The sequence below is a fragment of the Pontibacter virosus genome (genome assembly GCF_003096355.1).
Classification (GTDB): Bacteria; Bacteroidota; Bacteroidia; order Cytophagales; family Hymenobacteraceae; genus Pontibacter; species Pontibacter virosus.
Genome location: NZ_QEKI01000011.1, coordinates 1 through 17,663, shown reverse-complemented (window position 1 = coordinate 17,663; position 17,663 = coordinate 1). Strand labels below are relative to the sequence as shown.

13 protein-coding genes are annotated in these 17,663 nt (G+C 51.4%); 9 read left to right on the top strand and 4 right to left on the bottom strand.

Annotated features, from left to right (window positions below):
• Positions 1-27 precede the first annotated feature (27 nt).
• From C8E01_RS15055 to C8E01_RS15035, 5 genes are all read left to right on the top strand, one after another.
• Entirely contained in the window at positions 28-2,451 is a 2,424-nt protein-coding gene (locus C8E01_RS15055; protein WP_116544286.1) for a DUF3536 domain-containing protein, read from the top strand.
• A 150-nt stretch (positions 2,452-2,601) separates the two neighbouring features.
• The gene (treY, locus tag C8E01_RS15050; protein ID WP_116544285.1) at positions 2,602-5,319 is read left to right on the top strand and encodes a malto-oligosyltrehalose synthase; all 2,718 of its coding nucleotides are present in this window, start codon (positions 2,602-2,604) and stop codon (positions 5,317-5,319) included.
• Positions 5,316-6,824 carry a 4-alpha-glucanotransferase gene (gene malQ / locus C8E01_RS15045; RefSeq protein WP_116544284.1) on the top strand — a complete coding sequence of 503 codons (1,509 nt, stop codon included), beginning with the start codon at positions 5,316-5,318 and terminating at the stop codon, positions 6,822-6,824. The genes treY and malQ overlap by 4 nt, the downstream gene beginning before the upstream one ends.
• 67 nt (positions 6,825-6,891) lie before the next feature.
• Positions 6,892-7,140 carry a hypothetical protein gene (locus C8E01_RS15040; protein WP_116544283.1) on the top strand — a complete coding sequence of 83 codons (249 nt, stop codon included), beginning with the start codon at positions 6,892-6,894 and terminating at the stop codon, positions 7,138-7,140.
• A 273-nt stretch (positions 7,141-7,413) separates the two neighbouring features.
• Positions 7,414-7,986 carry a thioredoxin family protein gene (locus C8E01_RS15035; protein WP_116544282.1) on the top strand — a complete coding sequence of 191 codons (573 nt, stop codon included), beginning with the start codon at positions 7,414-7,416 and terminating at the stop codon, positions 7,984-7,986.
• Here the strand turns inward: C8E01_RS15035 and C8E01_RS15030 are convergent.
• Positions 7,952-8,806, bottom strand: coding sequence for a murein L,D-transpeptidase catalytic domain family protein (locus tag C8E01_RS15030; protein ID WP_243409603.1), 855 nt, complete (start codon positions 8,804-8,806; stop codon positions 7,952-7,954). The two genes, C8E01_RS15035 and C8E01_RS15030, sit on opposite strands and share 35 nt — an antisense overlap.
• Before the next feature lie 176 nt (positions 8,807-8,982).
• On the opposite strand from C8E01_RS15030, the gene C8E01_RS15025 reads away from it, so the two are divergent.
• Together C8E01_RS15025 and C8E01_RS15020 are read left to right on the top strand one after the other, a co-directional pair.
• Complete coding sequence (locus C8E01_RS15025) at positions 8,983-10,335, top strand: peptidoglycan DD-metalloendopeptidase family protein (protein WP_243409602.1); 1,353 nt, start codon at positions 8,983-8,985, stop codon at positions 10,333-10,335.
• Between the two features lie 111 nt (positions 10,336-10,446).
• Positions 10,447-11,349, top strand: a complete 903-nt coding sequence (locus C8E01_RS15020) for a Ppx/GppA phosphatase family protein (RefSeq protein WP_116544281.1) — start codon at positions 10,447-10,449, stop codon at positions 11,347-11,349.
• Between the two features lie 3 nt (positions 11,350-11,352).
• Here C8E01_RS15020 and ppk1 read toward each other — a convergent pair whose 3' ends face one another.
• Positions 11,353-13,458, bottom strand: coding sequence for a polyphosphate kinase 1 (ppk1, locus tag C8E01_RS15015; protein WP_116544280.1), 2,106 nt, complete (start codon positions 13,456-13,458; stop codon positions 11,353-11,355).
• Between the two features lie 436 nt (positions 13,459-13,894).
• On the opposite strand from ppk1, the gene C8E01_RS15010 reads away from it, so the two are divergent.
• A complete protein-coding gene (locus C8E01_RS15010) occupies positions 13,895-14,962 on the top strand; it encodes an acyloxyacyl hydrolase (protein WP_243409600.1) in 1,068 nt (355 codons plus the stop codon).
• 4 nt (positions 14,963-14,966) lie between these two features.
• Positions 14,967-15,428 (top strand): DUF302 domain-containing protein, encoded by a 462-nt coding sequence (locus tag C8E01_RS15005; RefSeq protein ID WP_116544279.1) that lies wholly within the window; start codon positions 14,967-14,969, stop codon positions 15,426-15,428.
• A 64-nt stretch (positions 15,429-15,492) separates the two neighbouring features.
• Here the strand turns inward: C8E01_RS15005 and C8E01_RS15000 are convergent, their stop codons facing one another.
• Positions 15,493-16,125, bottom strand: coding sequence for an HD domain-containing protein (locus C8E01_RS15000; protein WP_116544278.1), 633 nt, complete (start codon positions 16,123-16,125; stop codon positions 15,493-15,495).
• A gap of 276 nt (positions 16,126-16,401) precedes the next feature.
• The gene (locus C8E01_RS14995) at positions 16,402-17,475 is read right to left on the bottom strand and encodes an erythromycin esterase family protein (RefSeq protein WP_165820663.1); all 1,074 of its coding nucleotides are present in this window, start codon (positions 17,473-17,475) and stop codon (positions 16,402-16,404) included.
• Between the last annotated feature and the right edge of the window lie 188 nt (positions 17,476-17,663).

The window sequence follows — 17,663 nt, the reverse complement described above, 5'->3', positions numbered from 1 at the left end:
TCTAATGACCCTTTGTCCCATTAAAATATGAACAAGTACATCTGCATTCACGGTCACTTTTACCAGCCGCCCCGCGAGAACCCATGGCTCAACGAAGTAGAGCTGCAGGAGTCGGCGCACCCTTACCACGACTGGAACGAGCGCATCACCGCCGAATGCTATGCCCGCAACTCCGCCTCCCGCATCCAAAACGGAAAGGGGCAGATCGTGGACATTATGAACAACTACGCCCGCATGAGCTTCAACTTCGGGCCGACCTTACTGGAGTGGATGGAGAAAAAAGCACCCGACATTTACCAGTCCATACTCGATGCCGACAAAGAAAGCCAGAAGCGCTTCTCGGGGCACGGGGCCGCCCTGGGGCAGGTATACAACCACATGATCATGCCGCTGGCCAACGAGCGCGACCAGCACACGCAGGTGATATGGGGCATTTATGATTTCCGGAAGCGCTTCGGTCGAGACCCCGAAGGCATGTGGCTGGGGGAGACGGCTGCCAACACCGCTACGCTGGAAGTGCTGGCCGAGCATGGCGTCAAGTTCACGATCCTATCACCCTATCAGGCCAGGCGCTACCGCAGGATCGATGAAAAGGAATGGCACGATGCGACGGGCGCCAAGATTGACCCGAAACGGCCTTATCGCTGTACACTGCCCTCGGGCCGCACCATCTCGTTGTTCTTTTACGACGCACCCGTGTCGCAGGCTATTGCCTTTGAAGGTTTGCTGGAGAGTGGTGAGAAATTCGCACATCGCCTCACCACTACCTTCGACGAGCACAGCAAAGACCCGCAGCTCATGCACATCGCCACCGACGGCGAAACCTACGGCCACCACCATCGCTTCGGCGAAATGGCCCTCTCCTATGCCCTGCACCACATTGAGCAGGAAGAGCTGGCCAAGATCACGATATACGGGGAGTACCTGGAGCTATACCCGCCTAAGTACGAGGCCGAGATCATCGAAAACACTTCCTGGAGCTGCATGCATGGCGTGGAGCGCTGGCGCAGCGACTGCGGCTGCCACACCGGTGGCCACGACGAGTGGAACCAGGCCTGGCGGGCACCGGTGCGCGAAGCCTTTGACTGGGTACGTGACCAGGTGGAGCCGCTCTACGAACAGGAAATGCGTAAGCTAAGCGCTGATCCCTGGCAGACGCGCAACAACTACATCCAGGTGATCATGAACCGGGATGAAAATCAGGTCAGGGAATTCATTGACACTCATACCGACCGGGACCTGAGCAAAGGCGAACAGATCAAGTTTCTCAAACTGCTCGAAATGCAGTATCACGCCATGCTGATGTATACCAGTTGCGGTTGGTTTTTTGACGAGGTGACCGGTATCGAAACCATGCAGGACATTTTGTATGCGACCCGTGCCCTGCAACTGGCCAAAGACTTGAGCGGCGAAGACTATGAAACGACGTTTGTGGAGTTTCTGAAGCGGGCCAAGAGCAACAACAAAGAGTATGGCGACGCCTCCAAAGCCTACTACAAAATCGTGCAGCCTACCCAGTTGGACCTGTTGCGGGTGGGCGCCCACTATGCTGTGTCGTCACTCTTTACCGACTCCCCGGATGAGTTGCCACTCTACAGCTATAAGGCAAGCTCAGAGTATTATGAAATGCTGGAAGCGGGACGACAGCGACTGGCCATTGGCAAGGCCTATATCCGCTCGACCATTACCTGGGAGGAAGTGGACGTTTCGTTTGGCGTGCTGCACATCGGTGATCACCAGCTGTTCGGGGGCGTGCGCAAATACGTGAGCGCCGACGCCTTCGCCACCCTGCACCACGAACTCAGCACCGCTTTCGACAAAGGCAACATCACCGAAGTGATCATGCTGCTCGACAAACACTTCGAGTCGCACAATTACTCTTTCTGGCACCTGTTCCGCGACGACCAGAAGAAGATACTGGACCAGGTGCTGGAGCAAACCATGCGGGCGCTGGAGCACGACTTTCAGCAGGTATACGACAACAATTACCCGCTCATGGCTGCCATCAAAAGCGTGGACATGAGCTTGCCGCGCCCCTTGCAAATCACAGTCGATTACATCGTGACAGGCCGTCTGCTCGAAGCCCTGATGGCCGAGCGGGTGGATGTGGACACGGTGCTCAAATTGCTAAAGGAGGTAGAGCGCATGGGCGTAAAACTGGACGAAGACGCCGTGAATTATGCAGCCACCATCCACGTAGAAGAAGCGATGCACTACCTGGAGGAAAACCCCGATGATACGGAGCACATGCTATACCTGACCGAGCTGCTCACCGTGCTCAACGGCTCCAAGCTACAACCTGAGTACTGGCAGTCGCAGAACATTGCCTTCAGAATACGGCAGAGTACTTACGAGACCAACTGCAAAAAACAGGATGAGAAAAATGAGAAAACCGAGGCCTGGTGCCGGCAGTTCAAAGACTTGTATGAGAGTCTAAACCTGAAGCTATGATCTTAGATTCTCTAACTCATAGTTTTGACAAAGGGCAATAGACTTTGTGAATTTGAGTCAGTGACAGACATTTTGCTCATGCTAATTCGTGCAACGATGCCGGGATGCCACTAAGACAACCTCTGCCTAAACAGCTAAAAAGAAAACAACATGGTATACATACCTTCTTCCACATACAGAGTACAGCTCTCGCCAAAGTTTACGCTACGAGATCTGAAAAACATACTTCCCTACCTGCGGGATCTGGGCATCAGCACGATCTATGCCGCACCTTTTTTCACGGCCCGTCCCGGCAGTGAGCACGGCTATGATGTGACAGACCCGCACCAGATCAACCCCGAAGTGGGCAACATGGAAGAGCTGCAGGAAATAGCCGAAGAATTGAAAGCGTATGGCATGGGCTGGCTGCAGGATATTGTGCCGAATCACATGGCCTTCCATCCGAACAATGCCTGGTTGATGGACGTGCTGGAGAAAGGCCAGAAATCGCGCTACTACACCTTCTTCGACGTCAACTTCAGCCATCCTGATTTTAAAGGTCAGCTGATGGTGCCTTTTCTCGGAGAGCCTTTGGATGAAGTCATCAAACAAGGGCAGCTCAAGGTCACATTTGATGAACATGGCTTTCGGCTAAATTACTTCGACAATGTATACCCGATCAGCATCGACAGCTATACTTTCCTGCTGCAACGCGTTGCTGGAAACCTCACTCCAAGTGATGTCAAAGCGCAACTGGCAGAACAGGTGCAAAAGCTGGAGCAGCTGATGGCGCATGACACACTGGAGCCAAATGACTGGGAGCAGGCGAAAAAGGCACTCCACCAAACTGCACAGGACCAGCCGGATATAAAACTAGGTATAGCCAATGTGCTGCAAGGTATAAACGATGACGAGTCAGCCTTGCGGGAACTGCAGCAGCAGCAGTACTACATTTTGAACCACTGGCAGGAAACGGAAAAGCAGATCAACTACCGGCGTTTTTTCACCGTCAATGATCTGATCTGCACGGCCATGGAACGCGAGGAGGTGTTCAGCCATTATCACCAATTCATCAAAGAGCTCTGCATGCGGCAACTGGTGCAGGGCCTGCGGGTTGATCACGTCGACGGACTCTTTGACCCGGACAAGTACCTGACGCAGCTTCGCGAACTGGCTGGCGAGCAGGTATACCTGGTGGTGGAGAAAATCCTGGAGGGCGAAGAAAACATGCCCGACTACTGGCCTATACAGGGCAACAGCGGCTACGATTTTCTGGCTTGGGTGAGCAACCTCTATACCGATGCCGAAGGCGAACGCAAACTGACACAGGTATACCGCCGCCTTGTGCCCGAAGCGCCCCTTGACTACGAGGGACTGGTGTACGAGAAGAAGCTGCTGATACTTGAAAACTACATGCAGGGCGAACTGCAGAATCTGTTGCGACTGCTGCGCGAGTGTGCGCTTATACCTGCTGACGATAAAAACTGGCATCATACGCTGGCTACCCTGCTGGCTTCTTTCCCGGTATACCGCATCTACGGCCATGCCTTTCCGTTGTCACCAGAAGCCATGGAAGTGGTGGAGAAGGCCTTCGCCATTGCACACGAAAAAGCTCCCGAAGTGAGAGCTGAGTTGGAGCACCTGCGTACCTTGTTTGAGTCTGGCGATCAGGACAGCGAAGAGAAGAGACGGGAAAAGCTTTACTTCGTAATGCGCAGCCAGCAGTTTACAGGGCCGTTGGCGGCCAAAGGCGTGGAAGACACCACCTTTTATAATTACAACCGCCTGCTGGCGCTCAACGAAGTGGGCAACAGTCCGGATGTATTCAACCTCGACCGCCGTGATTTTCACGAGCGCATGGAATACCGCATGCAGACCTATCCGCACTCCATCAATGCCACGGCTACGCACGACACCAAACGCGGCGAAGGCTCCCGCACGCGCCTGCAGGTACTGAGCGAGTTGCCGGAAGAATGGGAAAAAAAGGCGAAAGACTGGATGCAACTGGCGCAGCAGCACAGTAAGGAAAAGGGCCCGACAGCGAACGACCTCTACTTCATTCTGCAGACTCTGCTGGGCGTGATGCCAATTGATGGCAAGGTGGATGACACCTTGGTAGAGCGGGTGCAGGAATACCTGGTAAAAGCTTTCCGGGAGGCCAAGGTCAACACCAATTGGTCGGAGCCGAACGAGGCCTATGAAACAGCAACCAAAGACCTGGTGAAAAAACTGCTGCTGGAAGACGAGGCATTCATGTCTTCTTTCCGTCCGTTTTTCCGGAAAGCGGCCCACTTCGGCTGGATCTACTCACTTTGCCAGACGCTTCTCAAAACTACCTGCCCGGGCGTACCCGATGTCTACCAGGGTTGCGAACTCTGGGACTTCAGCCTGGTAGACCCCGACAACCGCCGCCCTGTGGACTACGAGCAACGGCAGCAGTTCCTACAAGGAATAAAGACCAGTGAACAATCTGAAGATTGGCTGGAGCAACTGCTATCATCCCCCACCGATGCGCGCGTGAAGCTATACCTGTTGCACCAGGTACTACACCTCCGTAAAGATCAAAAACCACTTTTTGACCAGGGCGACTACATCCCGTTGCGGCTAAAAGGCAAGCACAGCAAACGTGCCATGGCTTTTGCACGTCGCTACGAAGACAACTGGTGCATCGTGGTAGTGCCGCGCCTGCTCACCGACATTATCTCCGAAAAAGAACTGCCACTGGGTGAGCAGGTATGGGACGACACTGCGGTGGAGCTTCCGGCCGGATCACCACAGGTATGGCAGCAGTTGTTTGGCGGACAGCAGCTACAGGCGAAGCAGGCTATAACACTGGCAGAAATATTTAAGTCTTTTCCTGTAGCACTCTTAACTTCTACGAACCTATGATCATACCCAAGCGAAGCAGTGGCATACTGCTCCACATCACCTCCCTCCCATCGGCCTACGGCATCGGCGATCTGGGCTCTGAAGCTTATAAGTTCGCAGACCTTCTGGCTGAGGCGGGCCAGCGCTATTGGCAGATTCTGCCCCTCAACCCGACCGAAATTGGCTCTGGCAATTCGCCTTACAGTAGCCACTCGGCCTTTGCTGGCAATCCGTTGCTCATCAGTCCGGAGCGCTTGGTCGAAGATGGGCTGTTAGACAAAAAAGATATCCGGGCAGGGGGTGGTTTCGACAAAGCCAAGGTAAACTACCCGAGGGTGGCGGAATATAAAGTGAAGCTCCTGCAACAGGCCTACGACAACTACAAAGAGGGTAAAGCCAGCAAGCTGCAAGGCGAGTTCGTTCGTTTTCAGGAGGCGCACAAAGGGTGGTTGCCTGACTTCACCTGCTTTGTGGCGCTTAAACATTACTATAACCATATGCCCTGGACCGAGTGGCCTGAAAAAGTAAAGACAAGACAGGACCACACCATAGAAGCGCTATCGGCCGAGTTGGCCAGTGATATTGAGCGTGAGGCTTTTCTGCAATTCCTCTTTTACCGGCAGTGGGAAGCCCTTAAAACCTACTGCACCTCCAAAGAAATCACCTTCATCGGCGACATGCCTTTTTATGTAAGCCACGACAGCGCGGACGTATGGTCGCATCCGCACATTTTTAAACTCGACCGGGCCGGTATGCCGACTGCTGTGTCGGGTGTGCCACCCGACTACTTCAGCGAGACCGGTCAGCTTTGGGGCACGCCTGTCTTTGATTGGGAAGAACTGGAAAAACAGAATTTCGACTGGTGGCTGCAACGCATTGCCCACAACCTGGAGCTTTTCGGCCTGCTGCGGCTCGACCATTTCCGCGCTTTTTCGGCTTACTGGGAAGTGCCAGCCGGTGAAGAAACTGCTATCAATGGAAAGTGGGTGAATACACCTGGTGCCAAATTGCTAACAGAGGTAAAGCGGAAATTCCCGGCCATGCCCATCATCGCCGAAGACCTGGGCGAGATCGACCAGCCTGTGCGCGACCTGATGGCGCAATTTGATCTGCCAGGTATGCGCGTGCTGCTCTTCGCTTTTGGCGAAGACCTGCCACACAGTTTGTATGCGCCGCACCACCACGTACAAAACTCCATCGTGTACACGGGCACCCACGACAACAGCACCGTGCGGGCCTGGTATGAGCACGATGCCAGCCGCGACGACAAGAAGCGCCTGAGTGACTACAGCGCCCAGCGCCTGTCGAAGGAAAATGTGAGCGGTGTGATGGCCAGACTGGCTTTTATGTCGGTGTCGCAACTGGTGGTACTACCGATACAGGATGTGTTGGGCCTCGGCAAGGAAGCCATTATGAACAAGCCCTCTACGGCTAAAGGCAACTGGCAATGGCGCCTGCAACCGGGCATGTTCACCAAAACGACGGCCCAGCGGCTGAAGCAGGAAATCGAGTTATATGGCAGATAGGTGAATATTATCTTTTTTATGTATATTGTTAGAGCAATATAAAACGCTCTAACAATATACACGAAAGATGAAGAAGAGACTTTCCCTCACCATCATGCTCCTTCTTGTATGCATTACTCCTATGCTGGCGCAGATCGGTGATGCCACAGAAGTTACGCAGACAACTGTCATCGAGAAAGGCGTTGGGCTGGGTTCCGTTATTGCTGTGGTGGCGTCCTGGTCGCGCAATCAGTCCATCCTCTGGGCGATACTGCACGGCATACTCAGCTGGTTCTACGTCATTTACTATGCCATCACCAGAAGTTCAAAGGATTAGGTTCTGAGGCTTGTATTCCTATACCCCACACATACCCTCTTTGCCCGGTTTCTCTCTTAACAGCGGAATATCTGGTTAGTCCTAAGGATTTGAGAAAGCAGGTGTATTCTGTTGTAAACGAAATTAACCTTGTTGGCTTTATTATTTGAGTAGAGAAAAACGACAGCGGCCGGGTACCTGCTGTTTTTCTTTTTTTATTCCCGCGAAAATCTTACATTGATTCAGCTTTCGGGTATAGCCTGAAAAGAGTCTCTCACCTTAATCTACAGCATTATGCCATTAGTTTCCACAGCATTACCACTGGGCACTGTAGCACCCAACTTCGCCCTGCTCGACACGGTATCTGATCAGCTTGTCTCGCTGCAGGATGTCGCTTCAAACAAAGCCACCGTGATCATGTTCCTCTGCAACCACTGCCCCTATGTGCAGCACATCCTGGAAGAACTGGTTCAGGTAGCAAAAGATTATCAGCAAAAGGGTGTGAGCTTTGTGGGCATCAGCTCCAACGATGCCGTAAATTATCCGCAGGACGGTCCGCAGCAGATGCGCGAAGTGGCCAAAGAGCTGGGCTTCTCCTTCCCCTACCTGTATGACCAGACCCAGCAGGTGGCGCGCACTTACCAGGCAGTCTGCACACCTGAGTTTTACGTGTTTGACCGGAACATGCGCCTGGCTTACCACGGACAGTTTGACGACGCACGCCCAAAAAGCGAAGTGCCTGTAACAGGACGTGACCTGCGCCAGGCACTCGATGCCCTGCTGGCCGGTCAGTCGGTAAGTACTGACCAAAAGCCAGGTATAGGCTGTGGCATTAAATGGAAAACTCCGCTGGCGGAAGCGGGGTAGGCTGCGTGCTGGCCATGTAGCCCGCTACGGCATTGGCATTGTCCAGGTAATGGGAAGTATACTGCTCGTCTCCCGAATGAATGTACAAAGCCGTTTTACCTGTCACGGCATCAATGATGCTTTCGTGCTCACCCAGTGGCACAGCCGGGCAACCCAGGCTGCGGCCCAGTCTGCCGTATTTGTTCATAAAATCTTCGGTGGCGTATTCGGCTCCGTGCATCACCACAGCGCGGTCGCGGGCGTTGGTATTGTACCCTTCGTCCAAACCATCGAGTCGCAGCGACTTTCCGTGTTTGCCATGGTATATGTCATCCGTTACATAAAAACCCACGCTGCTCATAAACGACTTGTGCTCGTTGGAGAATGTCTGTGCCGTCACCTCACCAGAATTACGACCGTGTGCAACGTAGGTGTTGTAAAGTACTTCACGGTTGTTGAGGTCGAGTACCCAAAGCCTTTTCTCGTTAGAGGGCTTCGTGAAATCCACAACGGTCAGGATGCCTTTGTCTGATAAACGACCCTCGTTGTACATGCCGTAGTAGCCCATCAGCGCATTGTTAAACACATCATAGCTCAGGTCTGTCGCGCTCAGGTTCATTTGAGTGTAGAGGTCAAAAGAGACCTGCTCAAAACGCATGACCGATAGTGCGGTTACATTGGCTTTCACCTTTTTATCTACAGACACATATTTGCCGGCCGCCATGGAAATGGAGGGCGACAATATAAGCGGCGCAAAAAGCGGCAACAGACGCTTGCCCATTTTTCTGCGGCGGTTGCGCCACCGTTCCTTTATGCTTTTCTTTCTAACGTTCGTTCTCACAATCCATTCTCATTAGTACATCTGTTTTCTACGTGCCTGTCCATGCACAGTTCCGAATTGGCCAAAAGGTCCAACATTGCGCTTAAATCATTCTATATCAAGCCAAAGGAATCAAACCGGGTATCATATTTGTATAGAAAGGGATACACATCTGAAATCCGGAAATAAAAACAAGCATGAACAGAAAGCCGATCAGCTATTCTCCCTTCTTATACTTCTTCCTAATCATCGTCTTCCTCTCCAGTTGCGGAAGCCGGGAAACTCTGCGTGGGGTTTTTAAAAAAGAGACGCCCTATGAGGCCTATGTCTCTTCTTTGAAAACTGCTAAGCTCGATGAGACCGCCGTGGGACAGGACTGGCTGGCGGCGGGGCAGACGGCCTTGCAAACGCCCACCCCTGTTACATTACCTTTCAAGGAAACTGGCTATTTCCCGGCCGACAAACCACGGGCGCTTGGTTACAGAGTAGAGGCCAAGCGCGGCGAGAAGCTGGTGGTGAACCTGGAGATGAAAGCCCGCCAGACCATGCAGGTGTTTATGGATTTGTTTGAGGCTAGCTCCGACCCCACAGCAGCACCTATACGTATTGCCTCTGCCGATACAGCCGCTACCACCCTGACCTATGTGGTTGATGAAGACATGGCCCACCTGCTGCGAATACAGCCTGAGTTGCTGCGGGGTGGCACTTATACCATCACCATACAAGCGCAGCCTACACTGGCTTTTCCTATACCTGGAAAGTCGAGCCGGCACATTGCCAGCATCTGGGGTGACCCGCGCGACGCAGGAGCCCGTAGTCACGAAGGCATCGACATTTTCGCACCGCGTGGCACCCCCGTTATCGCTTCGGTAAATGGGGTGGTGTCACGGGTAAGCGAAACGCCTCGCGGTGGCAAGGTCATCTGGCTTTCGGATACGAACCGCGGCCAGAACCTGTACTATGCGCACCTGGATCAGCAATTGGTTTCAGCCGGGCAGCGCGTTAGCGTAGGCGATACACTGGGGCTGGTTGGCAATACCGGCAACGCCAGAGGAACTGGCCCGCACCTGCACTTTGGCATATACCGCTACGGCCACGGTGCTACCAACCCCTACCCTTACGTGCATCAATCCGCGGCACCTGTACCTACCGTAAAAGTGGATGCTGCCCACATCGGCAACTGGGTGCGGGTCTCGTCCAAAATGGCTAATGTTCGGACAGAGCCTTCGGCCAAAGCCGGGCTGCATACCTCTCTCAGCAAAAACACCCCACTGCAGGTTGTGGGTGCTGCTAACAACTGGTACCGTGTGCGCCTGCCCGATCAGTCAGAAGCTTATATTATCAGTTCACTTGTGGAAGGTATAGCCAAACCGATCACTGTCAAGAAGCTAGATCAGGAGCGTCCGCTGCTGGATGCTGCGCACCCGGATGCCGGGCAAATGGACAGTCTGCCGGTGGGAGCCGCTATACCTGTGGTGGCTGTTAACGGACAGTTTGATCTGGTTCGCCAGCCCGACGGCAGACTCGGATGGGTACAGTCCGGCGAATAAAATTGTCTGATCGCTGGTCTTATTTTGGTGGCTTATGGACTTTCTGCGTACAGCATTTATACCTATATTTGGCTTGAAAAAGCTTGTTATACGCTCTTAACCAGATCTTATTTGAAGTTAGCTGCTATTGATATCGGTTCTAACGCCGTGAGATGCCAGATCTCCAGCGTTCTGAATCAGAATGGAAACGTCATCTTTAAACGAGTAGAATACATCCGCTACGCCATTCGATTCGGCGAAGATGTGTTCAGCAACGGCTTTATCAGCGAGCACAAAATTCAGAAATTCATCAAGCTTCTTCACGCTTTTCAGCTACTGCTCGACGTGCACGACGTGGACCATTACATGGTGTGCGCCACCTCCGCCATGCGTACCTCCGAGAATGCCCCTGAAATTCTGGACCGCGTGCACCAGGCGATCGGCATGGGCATCCAGGTAATCGACGGAGTAGCAGAGGCCGACCTGATCAACAAAGTCATTGTGAACTTCCTGGACGAACGCAACTACCTGCACATCGACGTGGGTGGCGGCAGCACGGAGTTCAACATCTATGTGAACCGGGAAAAGATGGCTTCGCAGTCGTTTGAGCAGGGCTCTATCCGCCACATGCACGGAGTAGACTCGCAGGAGCTTTGGAACAGCATGCGGGTCTGGATAGAAGAGAACGCTAAGAAATACCACCTCACCCGCGCCATCGGCACCGGCGGCAACATCAACAAGATTTTCGATATGTCAGGCAAGGCGGTTGGCAAGCCGATCTTCCGCAAACAGATCGAGGAGATAACCCAAGGTATAGCAGCCATGACCATGGAGCAACGCATCACCGAGCTCCTCCTCAACCCCGATCGCGCCGACGTCATTCTCCCTGCCGCTGAGATCTACCTGTCTGCCATGAAGTGGGCGAAGCTGGAGAGCATGCTGGTGCCTGCCGTCGGTCTCAAAGACGGGATGATCCATGCCTTGTATGAGCAGCACCATCAGGAGCGGTTTGTGATCAGCCAGATTAGTCGGTAGTACTTATACCAACTCTACTTCCTGGGCGGCATCCTCAAAAACCTTCTTGTAAAACAGTTTGTGCACGTCTACGATCTCTTCGTTGGCGGCTGGTTTTTTGCGGGTATAGGTGCCATCCTCACGCATGATGTAGGAGTTCTGGTTGTCGAGCAGGTTGTAGTAAAGGATGTTGATCGCTTCTTTCTTTAGCTCTTCATTTACGATCAGGAAAAGTGCCTCGACGCGGCGATCAAAGCTGCGCACCATAATGTCGGCACTGCCGCCGTATACCTTGGAGTCACCATTATTGTGAAAGTAATAAATGCGGCTATGCTCCAGGTATTCGCCTACGATAGACTTCACCGAGATATTCTCACTCAGGTCTTCACGACCGGGTCGCAGACAGCAGATGCCGCGCACGATCAGTTTGATTGGCACACCTGCCTTCGAGGCTTTGTAAAACTCGTCGATCACTTCTTTGTCCTCGAGCGAGTTAATTTTGATCACGATGCCGCTCTTTAAACCCTTCTTCGCATTGCGCGCTTCATTCCGGATCAGCTCGATCAGTTGCGAGCGCATGGCCTTTGGCGAAGTAAGCAGGTACTTATACTCGTTCGGTCTGGAGTGACCGGTGATCACATTGAAAAACTCAGACACGTCGTGCGCATATACATCATTCGTGGTCAGCAAGCTGATGTCGGTATAGAGGCGGGCCGTCTGCTCGTTGTAGTTGCCGCTGCCAATGTGTACGTAGCGTGTTACCTTCTCCCCTTCTTTGCGGATGATCATGAGCATCTTGGTGTGCGTCTTGTACTTGCTGATGCCGTAGATCACAAAGCAGCCTGCTTTTTCCAGGCGTTCGCCTTCCCGCAGGTTTTTCTCTTCATCAAAACGCGCCTTCACCTCAAACAACACCGACACGTGCTTGCCGTTTTCAGCAGCCTTCAAAAGCGCAGCTGTCACACGCGACTGGTCGGCCAGGCGGTAGATCGTCTGCTTGATGCCCAGCACATAGGGGTCCTCTGCGGCACGCTCCAAAAGTTGCACCACAGGCTCCATGTTGTTATAGGGGTGGTGCAGCAGCACATCATGCTCTTTGAGGTACTCAAACATATTCACCGACTCGGCAGGCAAACTAAGCGGGATCACGGGAGCGGGCTGTTTAAAGCCTTTGTCCTTGAACTGCCGGTTATTGATAATCTGCCAAAGACCGCGCAGGTCGATCATGGACGAAATGGTAAAGACATTGGCATTGTCGATGGTCCAGCGCTCCTTTAGCACCCGCATCATAAACTGAGACGGATTGCGCTCAATTTCCAGACGCACCACACGGCCCTTCTTGCGCGTCTTCAGTTTCGACTTGATCTCCTGTACAAAGTCGGCCTCAATATCGTCAGACTCCTCCAGGGTAAAGTCGCCGTTGCGGGTGATGCGGAAGAGGTTGACCGAAACGATTTCCACGTTGCGGAACAGCTTTTTGATCTTCCAGCGAATGATCTCCTCAATTGGCACAAAAATAAGCTTGTCTTTGCGGTTGATCTCGTAGAAACGAGCCAGGTTTTGCGGTATCTGCACAAAGGTCACGCGGTCCTGGGCTTTCTGCTCCTCGGTGGTGCGGGTAACCACGCCAAAGGTGAGCAGTTGGTTCATGAGCAGCGGAAAACCATGGTAATTGTCGAACACCATGGGCGTGAGCAGCGGGTAGATCGTGTTCTTGAAGTAGCTGTCTACCTTCTTCTGCTCGATCTCGGTCAGGTCGCCTACTTTGAGTATATCAAACCCGTTCTTCTCGAACAGTTCGGCCAGTTCGTTATTGAATGTGAGGTACTGGTCGTTGACAAAGCGGTGGGCGTAGTCGAGCAGTTTTTTGCGGAAAGGCATTTCGCGCAGGCCGGAATAGTCCAGACGCTCTTTGCCGTAGTCGATGTAATTGTACAAGCTGCCTACCCGGATCATAAAGAACTCATCTAGGTTTGAAGCTGTGATGGCCATAAACTTAAGCCTGTCAAAAAGACTGCGGCTGGTGTCGCGGGCCTGGTCGAGCACACGGTAATTGAAGCGCAGCCAGCTTAGGTCGCGGCTTATGTACTTGCTTCGCTTTATCTGGTCAGAAACCTTATTAATGAGCATGTTTTCAGATGTTAAAAGAAGCCTTGTGTCGGCAAGGAGAACAACGCCTCCCCGACAGACGCAGGTATACGGGAATTACAGTAAGTATGCCCAACTGCTAATATAAATTTTGTAAGTGAATTTGTCATGCCTTTTGAGGAAAGCTTGCACAAATGTTTTTTAAAAGCACCATTTGGCACCAAAAATGGCTGCGGCTATACCTGAGCGGCTACAGAAACCCAAAACCAATCTGCCTGCGCCCGGTATAAAACAAGAGCAATTGTGAGAAGCCATGAAACAGCATCCTTTACCTGATACAGGCGCGTTTGAACCTCTGCCCCTGGCGTAATGCCACATTGATGATTTAACCGTGACATGAGGCAACTCTAAGTGATACAAAATGATGCATGAAGGAAGACGTTTTCATTTCAGCCTATTAGCATCCATAGCTCTGGTCATGCCTGTGTTGTGGGTACCGGCATTGGCCAGCGCCGCCTGGCAAAGCGATTCCTCCCGATCATCGCTTAATATCGGCCTCTCTGGCCACACAGGCTTCATTATACCCCACTCGCGTGACATCCGGGATGTTTCCGGCTCGAACCCCTGGGGTATAGAAGCGGATGTGAGCCTGCACTTTACCAATGAACGCGCCTGGCAGTACATGCAAGGTTACCCCAGGCTGGGTGCCGCGCTGGCTTACTATAATTTCGATAACCCCGATGTGCTGGGCAGTGCCTATACCTTGCTCCTGTATGCAGAGCCTTTTCTTTCGGCGCACCGTCGCTTCAGCCTGTCCTTCCGCTTCGGGGCCGGACTGGCTTACATGGATAACGTCTACCACCCTGACACAAACCCGGATAACCTCTTTTACAGTACCCGCATTAGCTTTCCGCTTGAGGTCAACCTATTAGGCAACTACCGGCTGAACGAACGATGGATGTTGCGGGCAGGCGGCACGTACAAACACATATCCAACGGTGGCTTGCGACAGCCAAATAAGGGCATCAATTTTCCGTCGGCCACACTGGGACTCAACTATGCGCTGCAACCTGCCGTTTTTCCCGAAAGACAGCTGTCAGAAGGTATGCGGGAGCAGCAGGAGCGGAATATTCTGGTGGCTGTGTTTGGCACGGGCAAAGACCGCCGAGACGAGCCTTCGCGCAAGTTGCCGCTGCTCGGTATAGCCGCATATGTGAGCCAGCCCATTGGCCGCATCAGCGCCCTGACCGGCGGGGCCGAGTGGATAGCAGACTATACCTTGCGGAAGCACTTGCAGGACGAAGCAGACGGGCGTAGTTTTCAGCGCGGTGCTTTGCTGGTTGGCCACGAGTTGCGCATCGGCCGCTTCCGTTTCAATCAGCAACTCGGGGTATACGTATACTCGCCTTATAAAGCACGTGACCCCGTGTACCAGCGCTGGGGCCTGGAATACCATACCGGTGGAAGTATGTTCTACGGCATCAACCTGAAGGCCCATCGCCATGTAGCTGATTTTTTGGATGCCCGTGTCGGGTTTAGATTTTAAAAAGATGAAGTACTTTGCAATTGCCTTTCTCCTGTTGCTCTGCACCGCTTGTGCAGGTATAGCACAGCCTTCGCAATCTGACAGACTGGTGACAAAACCCAGCGCCTATGGTATGGAAGAAACGCTGAACAAGCTGCGAACAGCCATACAGGGTATGGGCATTAACCTGGTAGCGGAAGTGGACCACGCCAAAGCCGCCGCTGACAAGGGCCTGGAGCTGCGGCCGACGCATGTGCTTATTTTCGGCAATCCCCTGGTAGGCACCAACCTCATGCAAGCCGACCAGCGCTCCGGCCTGGACCTGCCTTTGCGCCTGCTAGTGTGGGAAGACAAAGAGGGCCAGGTATACCTGAGCTACCGCCACCCCATTGACCTGCAACAAGACTTTAAGCTAAGTGAGCAGCAGACCGTGCTCGATAAAATGGGAAACGTGTTTGAAAAGCTGAGTGAGGTGGTACAGGAGTAACTTTGTTGAAAGGTTAGTTTACAACTATTAGCCCACTAATGCCCGTGCGAAGTTTTTAGTGGATTTATCTTACCTCTCCTAAAACTCTTTGTTTTATGACATCTGTATTAATACCATTCAATTGCATTTTTTCGGTTGCCTGATTTTCAATCTGGGTCTTCAATTCAAATAGCGTTGTGTCAAATAAAACGTGTTTATCCATCATATAACACATATCGTATTCTAATTCCTCCCAGGTTAAGAAGTCAGCGTGGTTGTGCTGGAGCTGGACTTCTAATTTGTCTAAGGCATTTGCGACTTTAGATTCGTAAGTTTCTTTTTCCTCAAATTCATAAAACAATTCATAAATTTCGTCTCCATTTGAATCCTGTAAGGCTGACCGTAGGTTCTCAATTGCCTTTCTTTCTCTTTCGACTTTATTCAGCCTGATCTCGGGGTTTCTTAATACGTCCAGCGCTGAAATATCTGTGGCTTCTGCCTCAACTAAGTCGTGTATAATTATCATTTTCAAAAGTCGGGCTGTGTCAACTTTTTGCTTTAACAATGGCTCAATTAAAACAGCCATCAATGCCATCCTCCAGGTATGTTCAGCAACACTTTCTTGTCTGCCACTTGATGTATAGCTGTGTCTAAGTTCAAATTTCAGTCGCTCTGCCAGCTCAAGAACTTTCAGTATTGATGTGATTTGTTTTTGCATATTTAAGTTTTAGTTATTGTCTGTAAAAATCACCATTAACGTACTAGGCTTTGCGGTGGCGTAGCTACCTTATAGGTTTTGTTGAACTAAGATCTATTTTATTCTCTCACTCGGAAACATTTCTCTAATGAAGAAAATACCGTCGAAAACCTTTGTCCAATCAGCATAATTGCTGCTGTGGCCGTGCCCTTTCATCATAAAATGGTCTTTATAAGAAGGATTCTCCTTTCTAAAACTCCTGAAATCTATAAAAGCATATTGTTGGCTCTTGTCGACCTAATTCTCAAGGCCCTTCTTCTGTGGGGCGTTAACTTTAGTAGGTGTAGGCTCTAGCACGTTCTGATGCACGCCGCTTCTGGAAGCAATACCAAGCACATAAGTGGAGGCGTTGTTTAGGCTGTCGCTGGTGAAGATAGTTCCCATCCAGTTTTTCCTTGAGTTTTTGAACTTGAATGCTGTGGTTGCATTCTTGGAAACATGGGCGTTTGCGGCCCACACGATCACCTTTTCATTTGGAAACTTCTTCCGCACAAGCCATTCTAAATTTTCTGCCATTTGCCTGTCTCTTATTTCAGTGGCTTCATGGTGATTTCTGGCTGCAAGATTAGCGGCTGCGAATGATTGGATGTTCTTAAGCAAGAGCCAGTTGTACTCGTTATTACGATCTCCCAGTTGGTTTAGAATCACAGCAACATGATCTTCTAGCACCTTCAGCTCTGTCTCTTTACCGACCAACCATCCTTTGGTCAGCCCCTCTACTGCAGGAAGAAATTCATCTTGATAGGCTTTAGTTTTAACGAACGCGATATTTGTTTGCCGCAGTGATGTGTCGATATAAATCTTTAAATGCCTAGCAGAATGGTCTAGATAAAGTTGTATGTCGAATCCTGTTACTTTTAGAGGGATGTTAGTTTGGTAGGATCCGGGGATGTAATCGTATAGCAGGTCGCTGCACTGCTTGCTCCTAGTCCAGACCGTGTAGACATTATCATAAAGAAACTTACTGATCTGTTCCCGCTCCTTACGTATTTCGTCCCAACCAGCGTTCAATCCGAAGAAATCACCCTCAAAGGCTATCACATTGAACCCTTTCTGTTCATGTAGGTATTTAACAAGCCTTGTTTTAGCCAGGAACGCTGCACCGTCCCCGTGCCCCTGCTCACCAAGCATTACTATTCTGGCGTCCCCAATAGCTTTTCCTATCGGCTCCAGATCAGTATAGTCGGCAAAATCAGGTTGTATGGAGTTGATTGAAATAGCGTTGCTTTCAACATACTTCTTAATTTGACTTTGCCCATAAGATGGTATAGTGATAAACGCTAGCAACGGGAGTACATAAAATTTCTTCATTCTGTTTGATTTTGGTCCAACGTCTCGTGTATACATTGTGCGAGGCTATCAGCCGAAGCATAAGGTATAAACCTTGTTGCACTAAACCTTCGATAGCTGGTTTTAAAAAGCAGCGGATAAGGGCTATCTTTTGGATTCACATTTAACTTCTAATTTAAGATGAAAAAAAAGAGCCTACCCTTATCCAG

Bases quoted from the DNA above. Each gene is read 5' to 3' on its own strand.
- C8E01_RS15055 (WP_116544286.1), top strand. From the start codon at position 28: ATGAACAAGTACATCTGCATTCACGGTCACTTTTACCAGCCGCCCCGC.
- treY (WP_116544285.1), top strand. From the start codon at position 2,602: ATGGTATACATACCTTCTTCCACATACAGAGTACAGCTCTCGCCAAAG.
- malQ (WP_116544284.1), top strand. From the start codon at position 5,316: ATGATCATACCCAAGCGAAGCAGTGGCATACTGCTCCACATCACCTCC.
- C8E01_RS15040 (WP_116544283.1), top strand. From the start codon at position 6,892: ATGAAGAAGAGACTTTCCCTCACCATCATGCTCCTTCTTGTATGCATT.
- C8E01_RS15035 (WP_116544282.1), top strand. From the start codon at position 7,414: ATGCCATTAGTTTCCACAGCATTACCACTGGGCACTGTAGCACCCAAC.
- C8E01_RS15025 (WP_243409602.1), top strand. From the start codon at position 8,983: ATGAACAGAAAGCCGATCAGCTATTCTCCCTTCTTATACTTCTTCCTA.
- ppk1 (WP_116544280.1), bottom strand. From the start codon at position 13,458: ATGCTCATTAATAAGGTTTCTGACCAGATAAAGCGAAGCAAGTACATA.
- C8E01_RS15010 (WP_243409600.1), top strand. From the start codon at position 13,895: ATGCCTGTGTTGTGGGTACCGGCATTGGCCAGCGCCGCCTGGCAAAGC.
- C8E01_RS15005 (WP_116544279.1), top strand. From the start codon at position 14,967: ATGAAGTACTTTGCAATTGCCTTTCTCCTGTTGCTCTGCACCGCTTGT.
- C8E01_RS15000 (WP_116544278.1), bottom strand. From the start codon at position 16,125: ATGCAAAAACAAATCACATCAATACTGAAAGTTCTTGAGCTGGCAGAG.
- C8E01_RS14995 (WP_165820663.1), bottom strand. From the start codon at position 17,475: ATGAAGAAATTTTATGTACTCCCGTTGCTAGCGTTTATCACTATACCA.